General features: G+C 41.2%; 13 protein-coding genes and 1 rRNA gene. All 14 read right to left on the reverse strand.

Annotated elements, in window-relative coordinates; genetic code table 11:
* A 16S ribosomal RNA gene (locus tag T344_RS0110030) occupies positions 1-94 on the reverse strand; the annotation flags it as partial.
* A 638-nt stretch (positions 95-732) separates the two neighbouring features.
* Positions 733-1338, reverse strand: coding sequence for a class I SAM-dependent methyltransferase (locus tag T344_RS0110035; protein WP_027628585.1), 606 nt, complete (start codon positions 1336-1338; stop codon positions 733-735).
* 222 nt (positions 1339-1560) lie between these two features.
* On the reverse strand, positions 1561-2046 hold the full coding sequence (locus T344_RS0110040) for an HD domain-containing protein (RefSeq protein WP_004629547.1): 486 nt from the start codon (positions 2044-2046) through the stop codon (positions 1561-1563).
* Between the two features lie 44 nt (positions 2047-2090).
* Complete coding sequence (locus T344_RS0110045) at positions 2091-3050, reverse strand: D-2-hydroxyacid dehydrogenase (protein WP_027628586.1); 960 nt, start codon at positions 3048-3050, stop codon at positions 2091-2093.
* Positions 3051-3155: 105 nt separating this feature from the next.
* The gene (locus T344_RS0110050; RefSeq protein WP_027628587.1) at positions 3156-3824 is read right to left on the reverse strand and encodes a DUF6320 domain-containing protein; all 669 of its coding nucleotides are present in this window, start codon (positions 3822-3824) and stop codon (positions 3156-3158) included.
* Positions 3811-5100, reverse strand: coding sequence for a transferase family protein (locus T344_RS0110055; protein ID WP_027628588.1), 1290 nt, complete (start codon positions 5098-5100; stop codon positions 3811-3813). The genes T344_RS0110050 and T344_RS0110055 overlap by 14 nt, the downstream gene beginning before the upstream one ends.
* A 127-nt stretch (positions 5101-5227) precedes the next feature.
* Complete coding sequence (locus T344_RS0110060) at positions 5228-6988, reverse strand: sensor histidine kinase (RefSeq protein ID WP_027628589.1); 1761 nt, start codon at positions 6986-6988, stop codon at positions 5228-5230.
* A gap of 199 nt (positions 6989-7187) precedes the next feature.
* Positions 7188-8948 carry an extracellular solute-binding protein gene (locus T344_RS0110065; protein ID WP_051571744.1) on the reverse strand — a complete coding sequence of 587 codons (1761 nt, stop codon included), beginning with the start codon at positions 8946-8948 and terminating at the stop codon, positions 7188-7190.
* A 143-nt stretch (positions 8949-9091) separates the two neighbouring features.
* Positions 9092-9976 (reverse strand): carbohydrate ABC transporter permease, encoded by an 885-nt coding sequence (locus tag T344_RS0110070; protein ID WP_027628591.1) that lies wholly within the window; start codon positions 9974-9976, stop codon positions 9092-9094.
* A 25-nt stretch (positions 9977-10001) separates the two neighbouring features.
* Complete coding sequence (locus T344_RS0110075) at positions 10002-10892, reverse strand: ABC transporter permease (RefSeq protein WP_027628592.1); 891 nt, start codon at positions 10890-10892, stop codon at positions 10002-10004.
* A gap of 175 nt (positions 10893-11067) precedes the next feature.
* Positions 11068-12153, reverse strand: coding sequence for a response regulator transcription factor (locus T344_RS0110080; protein WP_027628593.1), 1086 nt, complete (start codon positions 12151-12153; stop codon positions 11068-11070).
* 105 nt (positions 12154-12258) lie between these two features.
* On the reverse strand, positions 12259-13998 hold the full coding sequence (locus T344_RS0110085) for a glycoside hydrolase family 13 protein (RefSeq protein ID WP_027628594.1): 1740 nt from the start codon (positions 13996-13998) through the stop codon (positions 12259-12261).
* 50 nt (positions 13999-14048) lie between these two features.
* Positions 14049-14738, reverse strand: coding sequence for a beta-phosphoglucomutase (gene pgmB / locus T344_RS0110090; protein ID WP_027628595.1), 690 nt, complete (start codon positions 14736-14738; stop codon positions 14049-14051).
* Positions 14726-17014 (reverse strand): glycoside hydrolase family 65 protein, encoded by a 2289-nt coding sequence (locus tag T344_RS27980; protein WP_278246149.1) that lies wholly within the window; start codon positions 17012-17014, stop codon positions 14726-14728. Before T344_RS27980 ends, pgmB begins: the two co-directional genes overlap by 13 nt.
* Positions 17015-17016 lie beyond the last annotated feature (2 nt).

The following is a 17016-nucleotide window of genomic DNA, read 5'->3' on the forward strand; positions in this document are numbered from 1 at the left end:
ACCCAAAGTAAACTTCAGATCATCTCCGCTCGACTTGCATGTGTTAGGCACGCCGCCAGCGTTCGTCCTGAGCCAGGATCAAACTCTCAAATTAAAATTTATATGTTTCGCAGAAAATCTGCTGCACAATTAACTTATTTGACAAGCTTGACTGCTGAATTTTATTCAGCATGCTCATTTAAAATTGCTGACTTTTTTTCTAGTTCTTGTTTCCAAAAACCAGGTTGTAAAGTTCGCAAGTTACTCAATTTTGAAATCGCCATGCGATTTCGGAATTTTTCGAGTTCCTTTACATTACATTTGCATGTATTTGTCACTGTTTACTTTTCAAAGTCCATCTCAAGATGTTGACTGCTTAGTATTCCTCGCATCTATCATCTTGATACCTTTAAAGCGTTCTTACATCTGCTTTTCAAGGATTTCCGCTGCTTGCTTGCCGCAATCAGCTTTATTATAATATCACGCCTTCAAGCCTTTGTCAACACCTGATTTTCAAGTAATTATTTCCACACTTTATTTCTTATGTTGACCCGCTGCGAGGACTTTCCATCGCCTCACCGACGACAGCTCACATAGTATAACACCGCTTTTGGTATTAATTCAACCTTCGTAAGACTCCCGTACCGATGAAAATCTTCAATTAAATCAATTCTAAGCCCTCATTCTCAAAATCAATGCGGTATACTCGAAAAAGGTCTTGTTTTCAACCATTCCATGTACATTTTTATTATCTCAGGTTAAATGAACAGTAAAATCATTATGGAGATACCCCTTTACTATGGACACCTGCCAGATATCACTATACTTTGAACTCAGAATGTCCTGAACCTCTTCGGGTGAAAAATAAAAATACTTCACATCCTTATCCGTGGACTTATCCCATAATAAGTTGAACGATATTGCTTCCCTGGCCAGGCTTTGAAATATATCCACCGCATCCATTAAAAATTCCTGATTGTTTCCTAAATTCAGATTGAAAATACCTGATGAAAATATAACATCAAAGGTTTTATTACCATAAGGGTTGCTCTTAAATAGATCCATACATACGAACCTGCCGTTCAGTTTCTTCTCCCCGGCTCTTTGAATCATGTGGGGGAGGACATCAATGCCGGTATAATTAAAGTCTTTGAACTGCCGGGAGATGTATTCCAGCAAATTACCCGTTCCGCAGCCCACATCCAGAATTGTTTTGCCATTCAGGTCAATATTGCCGACCAGCTGCTTAAAGCGAAGCTCCTGCGCAGCTTCGCTTTCCCACCCCAATATGTAATAATCCGGGTATCCTTCAATATTATTTTCTTCATAATACTTTTTTATCTTCTCCATATGACTCATATATTAACCTCCATGAGCCGCAATAGCGGCCACAAAACTGTAATGAAATCTCTTCACTCCCTCATCCGCTATAAGGCGAATAAAGCATGATTGGACAGATTTATCTTCTATTATACCACCGTTTGTATATTTAAATTTCAGGCAACATTTTATTCAATAATTCAATAGCAATATTAATATTATTCTTATTATTTTTAATATAAGGTCCATATGCCTGCTGTCCTAAATGTTTGTTTTTCTGTTTCTGCGGATTATCTCATTTATAGAACAGAATTTGTCAACCAGACATACCAATATGGATTCCAGATAAACCGGAGGAACAGGCGTCAGCGGAAACATGTGCCTCAATATAATATTTTTCTCAACTTCACTTAGTTCAAATTCGGTCTGGGCATTTTGCAAAGCCAGTTTAGGATGGTAAAACCCGTGTAAGGGCCGCGATGGATCATCCACATGCCAGTCATACAAAAAATAGTCATGCAGCAGCGCTCCCTGTATCAATGCTCTGTGATTTACAGGCAGTTTAAGTTTTAGTGCAAGCTGCAGACTATAATATGCTACTGATATACTATGCTCATAAAGCGATGTCGTCCCGTGCTGGATATATTTTTTTGATTCACGCAGCCTTGATTTTGCACATATTTCATCAACAAATTTATGAAATTCCTTTAATTCATAAAACTCACATATTCTTTTATTTCCAGCCAAGCAATGTTCTCCTCTTGATCCTTTACTGCGGTATCCTTAAATCCTTACCTGTTAACCACATTCACAGGCTTTCCTTCCATATAAGCCCTTATATTGCTGATCAGAACATCCATCAACCTGGTTCTGGCTTCAAAGGGTGCCCATCCAAAGTGGGGTGTTATGATGCAGTTTTTGGCGCCAAGGAGCGGATTATCTGCCAATATTGGTTCGACTGATACCACGTCTACTGCTGCGCCTGCCAGTTTTCCGCTGTTTAAGGCATCGGCAAGGTCCTGCTCCACTATTACAGGACCACGGGAGGTGTTTATCAAATAAGCACCCGGCAGCATTTTAGAAATACTGTCTTTATTTATCAGTCCCTTTGTCTCTTCTGTTAATGGACAGTGAAGGCTGATAAAATCAGACTGTTCAAGCAATTCATCGAAATTTACAAATTTTATTTTATCCGTTTCCAATTCCTTTTTAACAGTTCTGCTGAAGATTTTTACATTCATTCCAAAGGCCACTGCCAGTCTGGCAACCGCCTGCCCGATTACTCCATAGCCTATCAGCCCAAGTGTTTTTCCGGCAAGCTCTATTAACGGATAATTCCAAAAAGTAAAGTCCTTGCTTGAGGTCCATGCACCTTCCTGAACCGCCCTGTTATGTTCCCCTACATGATGACACAGCTCAAGTATGAATGCAAATACCAGCTGTGCTACCGATTCGGTGCTGTATGCAGGAACATTGGTAACAATTATACCGAGTTCACGGGCGGCAGCCGTATCCACAACATTATAACCGGTGGCCATGATTCCTATGTATTTTACAGCCGGGGTTTTTTCAAGTATTTCTCTTGTCAGGATTACCTTATTGGTTAATACAATTTCCGCATCACCTATTCTATCTATGATTGCTTCCTTGGGAGTTCTAGCATAAAGCTTAAGTTCTCCGAGCTGCTCCATTTCAGACCAGGACAAATCTCCCGGATTCATTGCGTGCCCATCAAGAATTACTATTTTCACTGTACCTACCACCTTTTCTTATATGATTTAATTTTGATTTTGATTTTAATTCTTTTCTATTTTGTATTTTATAAAGCCTTAATAGCACTTTTATATTTTATTCTATTAAAAATGGAATCTCCTTATTAATTCACTCTTTATTGATTTATCCCCAAAAATTATTGTTCCCAGCAAAACGGTAAATGAAGTACCGGTAGCTATAATAGTTGGAAGCGGAACTTCTATTAACCCGCAAAGATACAAAATTCCCGGTATCAGACCGAATACTGCTATGATAATCTGGTTTAATATATATGTTTGCCAATACATACGGTTTATTATAACCAAGATCAAAACTGAGATATTTGCCAGTATAATTATTTCTGGAATTACATGATTCACCGACCAGCCTGAATAACCTATGAAATAATCCATTATGACTGTCAGGATAGATGCACATAGCACTTGAACCAATATTTTTGATGCTATGTTTGTATTTCTTTTTATGGAGTAAGTCATTATTATCCAGAAGTATATTATAGCTGCAACGGAAATTGCAGACCACACCACTCCGCTATAGGTTACATAGTTGGTGACGACCGTAGCCAAGCCTGATATTATTGACAGAAATACAAATAAGCGTTTAACTATATTATATTTATGCTGGTTGACTTCGATAGCGGGATATGTCCGGCCCGGAACCTCACCTCCAATATCGGTGAGGACGGTTCTGCACAAGGGACATATCGTTGTATTTTCATATACCTTTACATTACACCGCTTACATTTTTTCATAGCCCACTCCATTGCTCTCAATAATAACTTCTATCCCCTGTTCTGTAAGGTGTCTGAAAAATGCCCTTTGCAGATATGTTTCCTTCAAGATTGAAGCGAAGGAAATTACCAGTTTGTCCCCGTAGGAGCATACCCCACATTTTATAGGTTCAGACTTGGATACGCTGAGCAGTACCTCGAATCTATCTATATACTCTTTAAATTCCTCAAGCACTTCTACCTTTCCTATATTAGATATTACAGAGGAATTATTTTTTTCTGAGCCCATATACGCTATTTTTACCCCCATATTCTTAACAGGTAAAGGTGCTACTCGTATCAGTATATTTCTTTCGGTTGACACATTGTCAGAAATCAAGTGTGATAAATTTTCCTTGGTCAATTGGCTCATAAATTGTCCCCTGGTTATCTCCAGCATTTCTTCAAAAGTATATTCATTTTTTTCTATTGTAATCCCGACATTTATATAGGAAAAGAAATTCATTTCGGTTGTTGAGTTGAAAAAATGTCTCAGATTGACCGGTATATTAACCTTTATAGGTTTTTTATGAGGCTGTTCATTCATATATTCCTTATATATACACCATATAATCAGCGCAGCAATATACTGGGTCAGACTGACCTTATACCGTCTGCAAAAGTCCACCATAACCTTTGCAGATACCAATCCATGGATAACATTCATTGTTAATATGGGAAGCTTTTCCCCTTTTAATTTAAATGCACTCCTGGCCTTTACCTTTTTATAGGATAACTTTCTGTAATTTTTGCGGTAGCTGTCTTCAATATCCGAAACAACGTCAACAACAGGCATTTCCAAAATCTCTTCCGACAGCTGCTCCCTGTATGTCAGTTTTATATAGTTATAAGTCAGGGCTTTAAGAAACTTAAGTGCTCCTGTTCCGTCTGTTATGGCGTGAAACACCTCAAGATTTATTCTTTTGTCAAAATAAGTTACTTTAAAAAGAAACTGATTATTTGTATTTGGATCTATATATGCGCATGGATAAGTCTGTTCCTTTTCCACTACCGGCTGCTTTTTATTACTCTCAAAATAATGCCAGAAGACTCCCCGTTTTAGTTTGACATTGAAGGATGAAAACCAGGGCAAAGTCTCATTCAGAGCTTCCTGAAGTATCTCTTCGGATATTTCCTGCATAAGTCTAACCGATATTCTATAAACGCTGCTGTAAGTTTTACTTGCTATAACAGGAAATACATTGGCGGTATTATCAAGTTTTCTCCAGCCGTTTTCTGTTCCCTGCTTGTTTTTCATAATATTCCTCTTTCTTTTGTAACTGCTTAATTATACTTTTTGAAAGACCTTGTTCTTATGCAATTTTAATTTTACCATAATTATATGTCAAGGTAGAAAATATACAAAGAGATGGCCTATTTTCTATTTATTTGATTGTCAGAATAGTCTTGCTATCATCAATAGGTAAAAGCAGTGTCACTTTTGTACCTTTTGCCGGCTCACTTTTTATGGACATAATGGCCCTGTCCTGATAAAAGGATTCCAGCATGGACCGGACATATCTCAACCCTATACCTTCTGCCTTTCGGTCTCCTTCTATTTTTTTCTGAAAGGGTTCCTGAATTTTTATCAATTCCTCCGGAGTAAGTCCTCTTCCGTTATCCTCTATGGTTATAATTATGGCATTCCGCACGGTTGAATGCAGTATCCGTACTGTAAGCATCCCTGATTGATCAAGTCCATGATGGATTGCATTTTCAGCTATAGGCTGCAGTATCATTCTGGCAGTGGGTGTATCCAGATAGTCTCCCTCTTCGACCTCTACATTATTATTGAAATCATACCTCATATTCTGCAGTTTGAGATAAGCCTGAAGCATTTTGACTTCTGTGCGCACGGTAGCATGTCTGTCTATTTTTCCAAGACTGTATGCTAAAATATAATTCAACTCTGTTGTAAAATTCTCTATATCGGTCTGGTTATGCATTTTCGCAAGCCAGTGTATGGAATGCAGGGAGTTCATCAGAAAGTGCGGATTAATCTGATAATATATTTTCTCTATTTCCAATTGATGCTTCTCGGTCATCACATTTTCAACATCGCTTAAAAGCTTTTGTATTTGCATTTTCATGTTGTTGAACTGGTCGAAAAGGTCATCATACTCGGCGGCTCCCGTGTGAACGTAGATGGTATTAAGATCTCCTTTCCCCATTTTCTTTATTTCCTTTGAAAATATTGATATAGGTTTATAAACCAGCCGGGAAATTACAATAGAAGAAAATATCATCAGAAAAAATACCAGAAAAACAATGGTTACAACATTTCTGATCCATGCATAAAATTCTCTGTTATATTCATTGACCGGCAGTAAAAGTACATTTGTACAGTCGGGCGAAACCTGTCTGACTCCCACATAGCTTCCATGTCTGCCAAAATAGCTGCTTTCAATTTGTTTTTCATTATCCATTTCAAAAAGCCGGCCGCGGAAAAACTCCGTTGAGCTGGAATAAGCTATTTTATTCTCATTATCCAATTGCAGGAGGATATAATTCATATTTTGCGTTTTGGAAATTGTGTTTATGAATTCGTCCGACTCCATGCGGGATTCTATATAAATTACAAGCTCAGTTCCGTTTGCCGAAATAATCTGCCTTGCAATAGAAAGCACCTGCCATGTTCCGGTTGCCATTGATGCCGATTGATGGAGGGAATGATAGTATACGCTGCCGTTCTTTCTTAAATAATCAATCTTTAAAGGTGAAAAGTTATCACGTGTGGCAAAATTGTAAAAGTAATTCTGGTTGTTTACAGGATTGTAATATAACCTGCTGCCAATATTACTGTTGGCAAAAGAAATTTTTATAAGATTTTCGGTAATCTGCTGCTTTATCTGAAATTTATCATAATTGTTTTCAGCTTCAAAGTAGCTGTCCAACTGGTATCCGACTACTCCCTCGGGAGACATCTGCTGTGAGATCTGTATCATGTCGAGATAGTTTTGTTCCATTTTATCAGTTATCTGCTGAAGACTGGATACCATGGAAGTCATAAGCTTGTTTTTCTCAATGGAATATATGGTTTGATAGGAAACCAGGATCAATAGTATCAAACTGACAGATATCTCAACAATTACAATAAAAATCAACCTCTGATGCAGTGTTCTGAACTTAAAAGGTGGCAATTTCATGTAATAACCCTCCCTGTCCATTTGTTTGCACATTCCTGCTTTATTCCATAAATATATCCGGCCTTTTTAACATGACTTTAACTATATTTTATCTTTTATAGGGTTTAAATTAAATATAAGGGAGTGTCAATTTTGACATCCCTTATATTTCAAAAATCATATTTAAGTTCTTTTTAAGTTCTTCTTGAGTTCTTATTCGTTATCTGGCTATTTTTGCTATTTCATCAATTATCTTATCTCCCCCCTGGGCCTTCCAGTTCTTTACAAAATCATCAAAAGTGCTTTCGGGACTATCGCTCATTATTATTTTTGCGAAAGCTTCCTGTTCAAGTTTCTGTAAACTCGCCCATTTGGATGTCATAGTATCTGTCGTTCCGTAATACAGGCTGTATATTTCCTTGATGTTTTTCCCGGTAGAGAGAGGTCTGTCTCCAACCATAATGGATACAAGCCGGGGAAGATTGCCGGATACCAATTCACTGTTGAGATCCCAGTTATTGACCGAATAATTGTCCTTCGGCTCCTTCTTCAGCCTGGTGATAGCCTCCATGTCCCCCTTCAGGAGCTTATGGGTACTGAAATCCACATTATCGATAGTTACTTCGCCTTTCATGAATTTTGTAAGGATATCATAGGAAGCTTCCAGTTCATCAACATTGTCAAATACCGAAAAAAGAGGGTAAGAGCCTCCGGTTCCCGAGCCCTTGCTCAGCCCTGACTCAATCCACCTGGCCTCGTCCCTTAAAAGGAGGTTGATAATTTTAACCGCAGCCTCCGGATGTTTGTAATTTTTGTTTACAACCAGGAAGGATGTTGCAGGAGATGCCATGTGTACGTAATAGTTACCGTCATCGGCCTCAGGATATGCATATGCCTGCCAGTCGGGAGCAGGATTCTTTTTGTATACATCGGTCAGGGTATATCCGGTCCACCACGGGCCGAAAAATATACCTGTCTTGTTATCCAGCACAGGCTGCAGACTGTCGTCCCTTATCAACATTTCCCTATCAAGCAAACCGTCCCTGTACATATCGTGCAATGTCTGCAGCGCCTGTTTTGTCTCAGGCTGTATCGAACCGTATGTTACCCGCCCGTTATTGTCCTTCTGCCAGTATGTAGGAAAGGATTTGTGAGCTCCGAATATGGGGTCCAACCCAAACTGGTTGCCGTCAGGTATTGCAATTTTACCTGACTTGGACGGACCGGCTATACCGATGGTGTCTTTCTTTCCATTACCGTCAGGATCCTGTTCCACAAAAGCCCTGGCAACCTTTTTAAGTTCCTCTAAATTTTTAGGCGCACTCAATCCAAGCTTATCCAGCCAATCCTGACGGATCCACATTTCGTTAAATCCATTGGCTTTAGGAGTGGTTGCAGGAATACCCATGACTTTTCCGTCAATTTCAACAAGCTTTTTCAGGGCATCTCCGCCGCTTGTATAGAAAGCTTTCAACAGATCACTGCCATAATCATTGAATGTGCCTGTCAAATCTGCAAGCTGATTATACTTGACCATTGAACTGAATTGAGTCATATTTACCATTACAGCATCAGGAAGGCTGTCGGATGAAATGGCCAGGCTGAGTTTCTGGTCAAAGTCACTGGGAGATGCAATCCAATCAAACTTAACGTCAATGTTGAACTGCTTCTTTATTTCATCAATATAACCGTTCTTTTCAAGCGACTGACCTTCATCAAATTTCACATTTGGATCCAGGCCTCTGACAACGCGTATTGTAACCGGCGCATCGTACTTTCCGAAAGGATCTGTTTTTTGTGCGGTACTGCTTTGTCCGGCTGCAGTAGAAGTTGCAGCAGCGGCGCTTTGTCTGGCTTCTTTTGTTGATGCATTTGTACCGCAGGCAGCAAAGGACACCGCCAGTGATACTGCGGCCATACCAGCAGTCACTTTTCTAAAGTTTACCGCGTTAATACATTTTTTAAATGCAACATTTTTCATTTTTTCTTCTCCTCCTAACATCTTTTTACTATATTCAACTGCTTAGGGATGATTAAATAATAAAACCCGATTCTTGAGGGCGTAAAATAACCACTCAAGAAATGGGAAGTACTATTTAATCCTTCCTTAGCAAGCAGTTAAAATCATTCCTTAACAGAGCCCAGCGTAATACCTGTTATAAAATACCTTTGCAGAAACGGGTAGATTATCAGAACGGGAATCATTGCAATAAAAACTTTTGCGGCATTTAGGGATTTGTTGTTCAGCTGTGCGGTAAGCTTTATTTCTTCGGAATTCATTCTGGACAGGTCCATACTGACCACCAGCTGTTGAATATATGTCTGCAACGGATAATTTGACTGCTTTGTATTGAGAACCAGGCCTTGAAAAAATTCATTCCAGTGGCCTACTATGGTGAATAATGTAATTGTGGCAATTACAGGGCCGGACAACGGAATATATATCAGCAGGAAAGTACGCCATGGGCCGGCTCCGTCCACATAAGCCGCCTCTTCCATTGCTGAAGGAAGATTTCTGAAAAAGTTAACAATCAGGATTACATTAAAAACAGGAAGACTTCCAGCCAGTACCAGAGCCCAGATCGAATCTATCAGGCCATAGCTGCGTATTGTTATGTACCAGGGAATGGTTCCGCCGTTAAAGAGCATACAGAAGACCAATACCCACATATACGCATTCCTGTGAGGCAGCTGCCTGCTGCTCTTTGACAGGGGGTATGCCGTAAGTAATGTAATTCCCACGCCCACTATCGTTCCAAATACAACTCTTTTTACAGATATCCAGAAGGAGGCAAAAAACGCTGTCTCACCCAGGATTTTCTCATATGAAAGAAAATTAAAGCCTATTGGCCAGAAAGTAACTGCTCCGGCATTGACAGCACTTTTTTCACTAAGGGAAATCATGAGCACATACCACAGAGGCACCAAACACAGGAGTGTAATTAAAATAAGTACGGTTCCGTTAATAATGTTGAATAGCTTTGATCCGATATTTTTCTGTTCAATCAAGATGTCTCACCCCACATATTAATGATTAAAATATTTTGTAGCCTGTAAATCTGTCAGCCATAAAATAACTGACAGTGATAAGGATGAAGCTTACGACGGATTTTAGAAGACCTACAGCCGTTGCAAGACTAAATTGCAGGTCAACGAGTCCGGCACGGTATACCCATGTATCAATGATATCGCCGGTGGAATACACCAATGGATTGTACAGGTTGAATATTTGATCAAACCCTGCGTTGAGAACATTTCCAAGAGAGAGAATTGCCAGAAGTATTATGGTAGAGCTTATACCCGGGAGGGTAATGTGCAGAAGTCTTTTGAAACGCCCCGCACCATCTATGGCGGCAGCTTCATGGAGTGCCGGATCAATTCCTGTAAGTGCCGCAAGATAAATGACTGCGTTGTAGCCAAAGCCTTTCCATATATCGGTACCTATGACAAGAGGCCGGAACATGTCGGCTTTTCCGAAGAATAAAACCGGGTCGATACCGAATATTTGCAGGAGGTTATTAACAGGTCCGTTATATCCGAATATTGTCAATATTATGTTGGCAAGAATAACCCAGGAAAGGAAGTACGGCAGGTAAACCAGCGTCTGGATGGGTCTGATCAGTTTTTTTACGGCCAGCTCATTTAACAGTATTGCAAAAATCAAAGGCACAATAAGATTTCCGGCCATTTTTCCGACAGCGATTATAATGGTATTTAAAAATACCTGCTTTATGTCACCGATACTGAACATGTATTGAAAATTCTCCAGCCCTGCCCAAGGAGACTTTAAAATACCCAACCCCGGATTAAAATCCTGAAATGCCATTATTATTCCAAACATGGGCACTATACTGAATAATATCAGCCATATGTATCCCGGTGCCATCATCAGCCAATAGTGTTTTAAAAACCTTTTATTGTACATGCCTCCAGTATCCTCCCAAATATTTTTACAATAGGAGTTTAGCATATTAAATCCATTAAGGGTTATAGAAGGCTGTTGCTCAAATTGGTCAAATTTATCCTATGGAAACAGGGCGGAATATAGGTTTTGTTTTCTATTTTAAAAACATTTCCCTGGATAAGGTAAAGAACAATGTTTATGCTTTTCCGCTTTTACAATTTAACTTTTTGTATTCACCGGGAGTCATACCTGTCAGTTCAAAAAACACACGTATAAAGTAATTCACGTCTTCATACCCAACCGCCGGTGCAATATCAGCCACCAGGACCTTCTGCCCTGAAAGCAGCTTTTTGGCAGCCTTGACCCTCTCTTGGCGCACGAATTCCTTAAAGGATATCCCCACATACTTTTTAAAGTTAACCGAAAAATAGCTGCGACTGAGATTTATTTGCAGGGCGGTTTCCTCGGCATGCAGCTGCTCTCCCAGGTGTTCCTTCACATACATGACAGACTTCATTATACAAACAGGTATCCTTTCCAGCTTGGTTTCCCGGGCTGCCATCTGATATAACCCCTCACGCAAGCTTTTCAGCCATTGGAGGAAGTCCTGGGGTTTATAATATTCCAGGATATCCTTTTCAGCCATCCCTGCGCTTTCTTCAGCCTGGCGGGCCAATGGCAGCAGTGCATGCTCTATTCTCCTCACCGAAGTCCCGATTTCCATTGTCTTGCGGCACAGCTGTTCAAACACCGTATCATCATATAACCAGTACATTTCCTTCCAGCTTTTAACCAGGAGCTGCCATTCCCTTTCATGATGTACCGGCACCGTCTGTCCCGCCGATTTATTTTGTTCCTCTGCCGCTTGCCCGGCCTCGTGGGTTCCGCTGTGTTTTGCAATGCTGTTTTCAATCTTTTTACTTATCTGCTCCAACAGTTGATCACAATCTACAGCTTCCATCTGTAATTTAGAAATATAGTCAATGGCACCCATTCTCAATGCAGACTGTACATAATGGAAGTCCTCATAAAAGGTCAATACTACAAAAAGCAGCTCAGGGTACAGCTGGCTGCATTTTTTCATTAAGGTTATGCCATCCATTGCAGGCATATCTATATCTGCAAATACTACATCAACAACATTTTCAGTCAGAAACTCCAATGCCTGTTCCCCGTTTTGTGCCTCGCCAACCACTGACATCTGATACTTATCCCAGGGCATCATTGATATAATCCCCCGGCGGGCCAGTTTATCATCATCCACAATCAGTACCCGATACATGCTCTCCTCCCCTTTTAAGAAAATTTCTATAAAAAGTGCACCACAAACATTATTACTATTTTGATATAGTGACAAATATCCGGGTGCACTTATTTGAAAAAAGGGCTAAACTTTTATTATTACTCCTGCTTTTGCCGGGATATGAACCTTGATCCGGCCTCTTACGGGCTTGTATACCTTACCGGTGAGCAAATCGGCAGCACTCTTCGAAACCTCTATCAGTACCCACTGATCTGCGTCCATATTATTTATATATCCTTCCATACACTTCTGTTTGAATGACCGCCTGAAGCCATAAATATTTCTTGCTTCGTCGGCAAGCACCGTTTTAAAATTCCCATGAGTAAGTTCTTTATTATCTTTTCTTATTGATATTAATTTTTTGTAATATTCCTTTAATTCCGTATTTTGTTTACCGGTATCCCAAATCATACCCTTCCGGCACTCAGGATCACTTCCCCCCGTCATGCCTATTTCATCTCCGTAATATATCATAGGTATACCTGTAAAAGTAAACTGGATAAAGGCTGCCAGCCGCAATTTCCTCACATCTCCCTGTGAAAGGGTCAGGAATCTTGCCGTATCATGGCTGCCTATGAGATTCCAAAGCGCATTGTAAGCCGGCAGCTTGTATAAGCCTCTGATACTTTCTATGCGTTCACCGAATTCTTTGGCATTTATTTTCTCAAGTGCTACAAAATTCTTAACCGCATCGGTAAATACATAGTTCATTACAGAGTCAAATTGGTCTCCCTGAAGCCATGCACTTGACTCATACCAGACTTCACCTGCTATTAAAGCATCAGGCTTAACCGCCTTTACAGCTTTCCTGAACTCCCTCCAGAAGTGGTGGCCCGCTTCATCTGCTACATCCAGACGCCAGCCGTCAATATCGGCTTCCTTGATCCAATAGGTTGCCACATCAATGAGATACTTTTTTACAGCTTCATTTCCAGTCATCAGCTTGGGCATATGCCCGCCATATGCAAATGTACCGTAATCAGGCTCCTCCTTTATTTTAACAGGAAATTTTCTGATGTGAAACCAATCCCTGTACTCTGAATTTTCTCCATTATCCACTACATCCCTGAAAGGTGGGAACTCCACACCCGAATGGTTGAATACGGCATCCAGAATGACTCTTATATTTCTTTTATGGGCCTTGTCAACGAGTTCCTTCAGAGTTTCGAGAGAACCGAACTGGGGATCTATCTGAAAATAATCGTAGGTATCATACTTATGGTTGGAACCTGCTTTAAAAACAGGAGTCATGTAGATAGCATTTATCCCCAGATCTTCAATATAGTCCAGCTTGTCAATGATGCCCTGCAGATCTCCCCCCAGCATAATTTGGCGGTCCACTTCAGAGTCCCACGGTTTTACCTCAGCGGGATCATTGGAGGTATCTCCATTGTGAAATCTTTCAGGGAATATCTGATATATAACCGCTTCTCCTGCCCACTCAGGAACAAGGAATATATCCTTCTCGTCCATTACCGGAAAATTGAAGAACTCCTGCCCGTCCTCAGGTTGTTCGGCTGAAAACAGATAATTTGCGTAATATAGGGTCTCCTTTCCATCAATGAACTCAAAGAAATAGTTGACACTTATAAAATTGTGCTTTATGACAGCTTCATAGTAATCAAATAAATTATCTGATGCCATCTTTTTCATTACTATCGTAAAAGTTTCTTTATTTGTGGGGTACTTGTACTTATCCAGGTAAATCAGATTTATCTTTTCCGCATCATTCTTTTTCGTCCTTATTTTGATGAGCAGCTCCTCCCTTGACAGGGCATAGGCATAGTCGGAACATATCTTGTGATAAACCGCCTCTTTTAGCATAAAACTCTCCTTATTATGCATGAAATTTAACCGCCGGCAAGTGTGTGGATTTAGACGTTACATACCTCTGGCGTATCAGGAAAATCCAGCTCACCCAACAGCTGTTCCGGACTAAGTCCTTCAAATCCGGGCTTCATAATGTCGGCACCCCGCAGAGGATTTTCCTGCCGGCCTATTCCCACGGTATACATACGCGCATGTTTGGCAGCATCTATACCGGCCTGGGCATCTTCAAAGACCAGGCACTTTTCCTTTGCAACTCCCAACCGGTCAGCCGCCAGTAAAAACACCTGCGGATCGGGTTTGGATTTATTCACGGCATTGCCGTCAACAACCGCATGAAAATACCGGCCAAGCTCCAGCCTCTCCAGAACCAGTGCCGCGTTTTTGCTGGCAGAAGCCAAAGCCGTTTTTCCGCCGGCTTTGCGGATTTCAGTGATAAATTCAACAAATCCCGGCAGCACTTCATCCTTCCCCATATTTTTAATGTACTCTATATACCAGTCATTTTTCCTGTCGGCCAGTTCAATCTTTTCCCTTTCCTCAAAAGACCTGCCTATCATTTTTGATAGGATATTCAAACAGTCCATACGGCTAACACCCTTGAACTGCTCATTGTCCTCCTGGGTAAAATGGTATTCAAACTCGGCCGCAAGCCGCTTCCAGGCAAGATAATGGTATTTGGCCGTATCCACTACAACACCGTCAAGATCAAAAATATACGCTTCTATATTACACATTTTATCTCCTCCTTCAGCAGGAGTTCCTCACCCTTTAAAGTTATATTGAGAGGTTCACCCTGTTCCAGTGTTATTGCAGTTTTTCCGCTTCCAACGCATATCTTCAGCCTTCTGCCCCTGTAGTTGACCTTGAAGGAATAGCTCTCCCAGCCCTCGGGCAGGAACGGATTAAATTCCAGCTTTCCCCCGGCAGTCCTCATGCCTGCAAAACCCTGTACAATGGCTAGCCAGCTTCCTCCCATGGAAGTTATATGCAGACCGTCCTCAGTGTCGTTATTATAGTTGTCAAGGTCAAGCCTTGCAGTTCTCCTGTACATTTCAACCGCTTTATCCTCAATACCCAGCTCGGCGGCAATTATAGAGTGGACGCAGGGTGAAAGGCTTGACTCGTGAACAGTCATAGGCTCGTAGAACATAAAGTTCTTCTTTTTGGTCTCACGGTCATACAAATGTCCCAGAAAATACAGTCCCTGAAGTACATCCGCCTGCTTGATATAACAGGAGCGCAGAATCCTGTCCCAGGACCAGTGCTGGTTGATAGGTCTTTCTTCGGCAGGTATTTCAACTGCAGGCCTGAGCTCCTTATCCAGGAAGGTATCGTGCTGAACAAAAACCTCCAGCTCATCATCATAGGGAAGATACATATTTCGGGCTATTTCTCTCCAATTTTCCTCTTCAGACAGGGTCAGGGAGTGTTCCTCCAGTTTTTCGGTTTCATTTATTTCTCTGAGATATGCAATGCAATCCAGTGTGTACTCCAGACACCAGGCAGCCATGCGGTTCGTATACCAGTTGTTGCTTACATTGTTCTCATACTCATTGGGCCCTGTAACCCCATGTATCATGTACATTTTCCTTCGTTGGCTGTAATGAACACGGCTGGCCCAGAATCTCGATATTTCCAGTAAAACATCTATGCCATACTGTGCTATATAGCTTTTGTCCCCGGTGTAGCTCACATATTGGAATATGGCAAAAGCTATGGCAGCATTTCTGTGAATTTCCTCGAAGGTGATCTCCCATTCGTTATGGCACTCAACTCCCGTGAAGGTTACCATTGGATAGAGCGCGCCCCTCATACCGATCCTTCTGGCATTTTCAAATGCTCCCTCCAGCTGGCTGTGCCTGTATATCAATAAATTTCTTGTAACCTCTTCTGCTGCTATGGCCAGATACATTGGGAAAACAAAGGCTTCGGTATCCCAGTAAGTGGCTCCTCCGTACTTTTCGCCGGTGAAACCCTTGGGCCCGAAGTTCAAAGTGCAGTCCTCTCCATAGTAGGTTGAAAACAGCTGGAATATATTAAAGCGGATTCCCTGCTGGGCCTCGGTATCCCCTACTATCTCCACATCAGCCTTATCCCACCTGGTGTTCCATGCCTCACAATGCTTCTGTTTCAGCCGGTCATAGCCGGCCAGGGCAGCCCCCGCGGCCAGCTCTGCCGCCCTGTTCTCAAGCTCCGCCTCTTTAAGCCTTCTTGTGGTGGTAAGCGCTACAAACTTATCAATGCCTGCCCATTGTCCTTTTTTAGCTTCAAAAACAATTTTTGAGGCCACAAAATTATTGGACTGCCTGGAATGACATGCCTGCACCGCTCCGTACGGCATTATTCTCATACTGGTGCAGGAGGTGAATCTGGGTGCTCCGAAGGGGTTTTCCTTTGTTCTCATTATCAGACTTGCTTCCAGGGGCTTTGAACTTCTCGATACCTCTTCCCAGAATTTCTCCTGATAGTTGGAATCCTCATTGTGTACATCTCCGTTCATATACGGAGTCAGCGTTACGGCTGCATCGTTGTCCAGACTGCAAACCATGTATTTTATTGCGCATAATTCCGATTGATTTATACTTAAAAATCTTTCGGTCCCCACTTTTACGCGTCCATAGGGAGTATTTACAATAAAACATCTGTACAAAACGGCGCTCTTCATGTCAAGCTCTCTATAAAACTCCAGAACCTCATTTTTTGCCAGATCAATTTCAAAATCATTGATCCGTACATCTATACCGGTGAAATTTGCCGAGTTGATCACTTTTCCGAAATATTCGGGATAACCGTTCTTCCACCAGCCTACACGGGTTTTGTCCGGAAACCACACTCCTCCAATATAAGTCCCTAAGTGCATATCACCCGAATATTTCTCCTCGAAGTTTCCTCTCATCCCCATATATCCGTTTCCAATGGACATAATGCTTTCAGAGAGCCTCATATCCTGTATATGAATATCATCTTCTATAATTTTCCATTCATTAATCCCAAACAGCCTCTTAAACATAA

The organism is Ruminiclostridium cellobioparum DSM 1351 = ATCC 15832, from assembly GCF_000621505.1.
Classification (GTDB): domain Bacteria; phylum Bacillota; class Clostridia; order Acetivibrionales; family DSM-1351; genus Ruminiclostridium; species Ruminiclostridium cellobioparum.

Coding starts and splice junctions, on each gene's coding strand:
- T344_RS0110065 (WP_051571744.1), bottom strand. CDS start 8,948: ATGAAAAATGTTGCATTTAAAAAATGTATTAACGCGGTAAACTTTAGA.
- T344_RS0110035 (WP_027628585.1), bottom strand. CDS start 1,338: ATGAGTCATATGGAGAAGATAAAAAAGTATTATGAAGAAAATAATATT.
- T344_RS27980 (WP_278246149.1), bottom strand. CDS start 17,014: ATGTTTAAGAGGCTGTTTGGGATTAATGAATGGAAAATTATAGAAGAT.
- T344_RS0110085 (WP_027628594.1), bottom strand. CDS start 13,998: ATGCTAAAAGAGGCGGTTTATCACAAGATATGTTCCGACTATGCCTAT.
- T344_RS0110055 (WP_027628588.1), bottom strand. CDS start 5,100: ATGAAAAACAAGCAGGGAACAGAAAACGGCTGGAGAAAACTTGATAAT.
- T344_RS0110050 (WP_027628587.1), bottom strand. CDS start 3,824: ATGAAAAAATGTAAGCGGTGTAATGTAAAGGTATATGAAAATACAACG.
- pgmB (WP_027628595.1), bottom strand. CDS start 14,738: ATGTGTAATATAGAAGCGTATATTTTTGATCTTGACGGTGTTGTAGTG.
- T344_RS0110060 (WP_027628589.1), bottom strand. CDS start 6,988: ATGAAATTGCCACCTTTTAAGTTCAGAACACTGCATCAGAGGTTGATT.
- T344_RS0110080 (WP_027628593.1), bottom strand. CDS start 12,153: ATGTATCGGGTACTGATTGTGGATGATGATAAACTGGCCCGCCGGGGG.
- T344_RS0110075 (WP_027628592.1), bottom strand. CDS start 10,892: ATGTACAATAAAAGGTTTTTAAAACACTATTGGCTGATGATGGCACCG.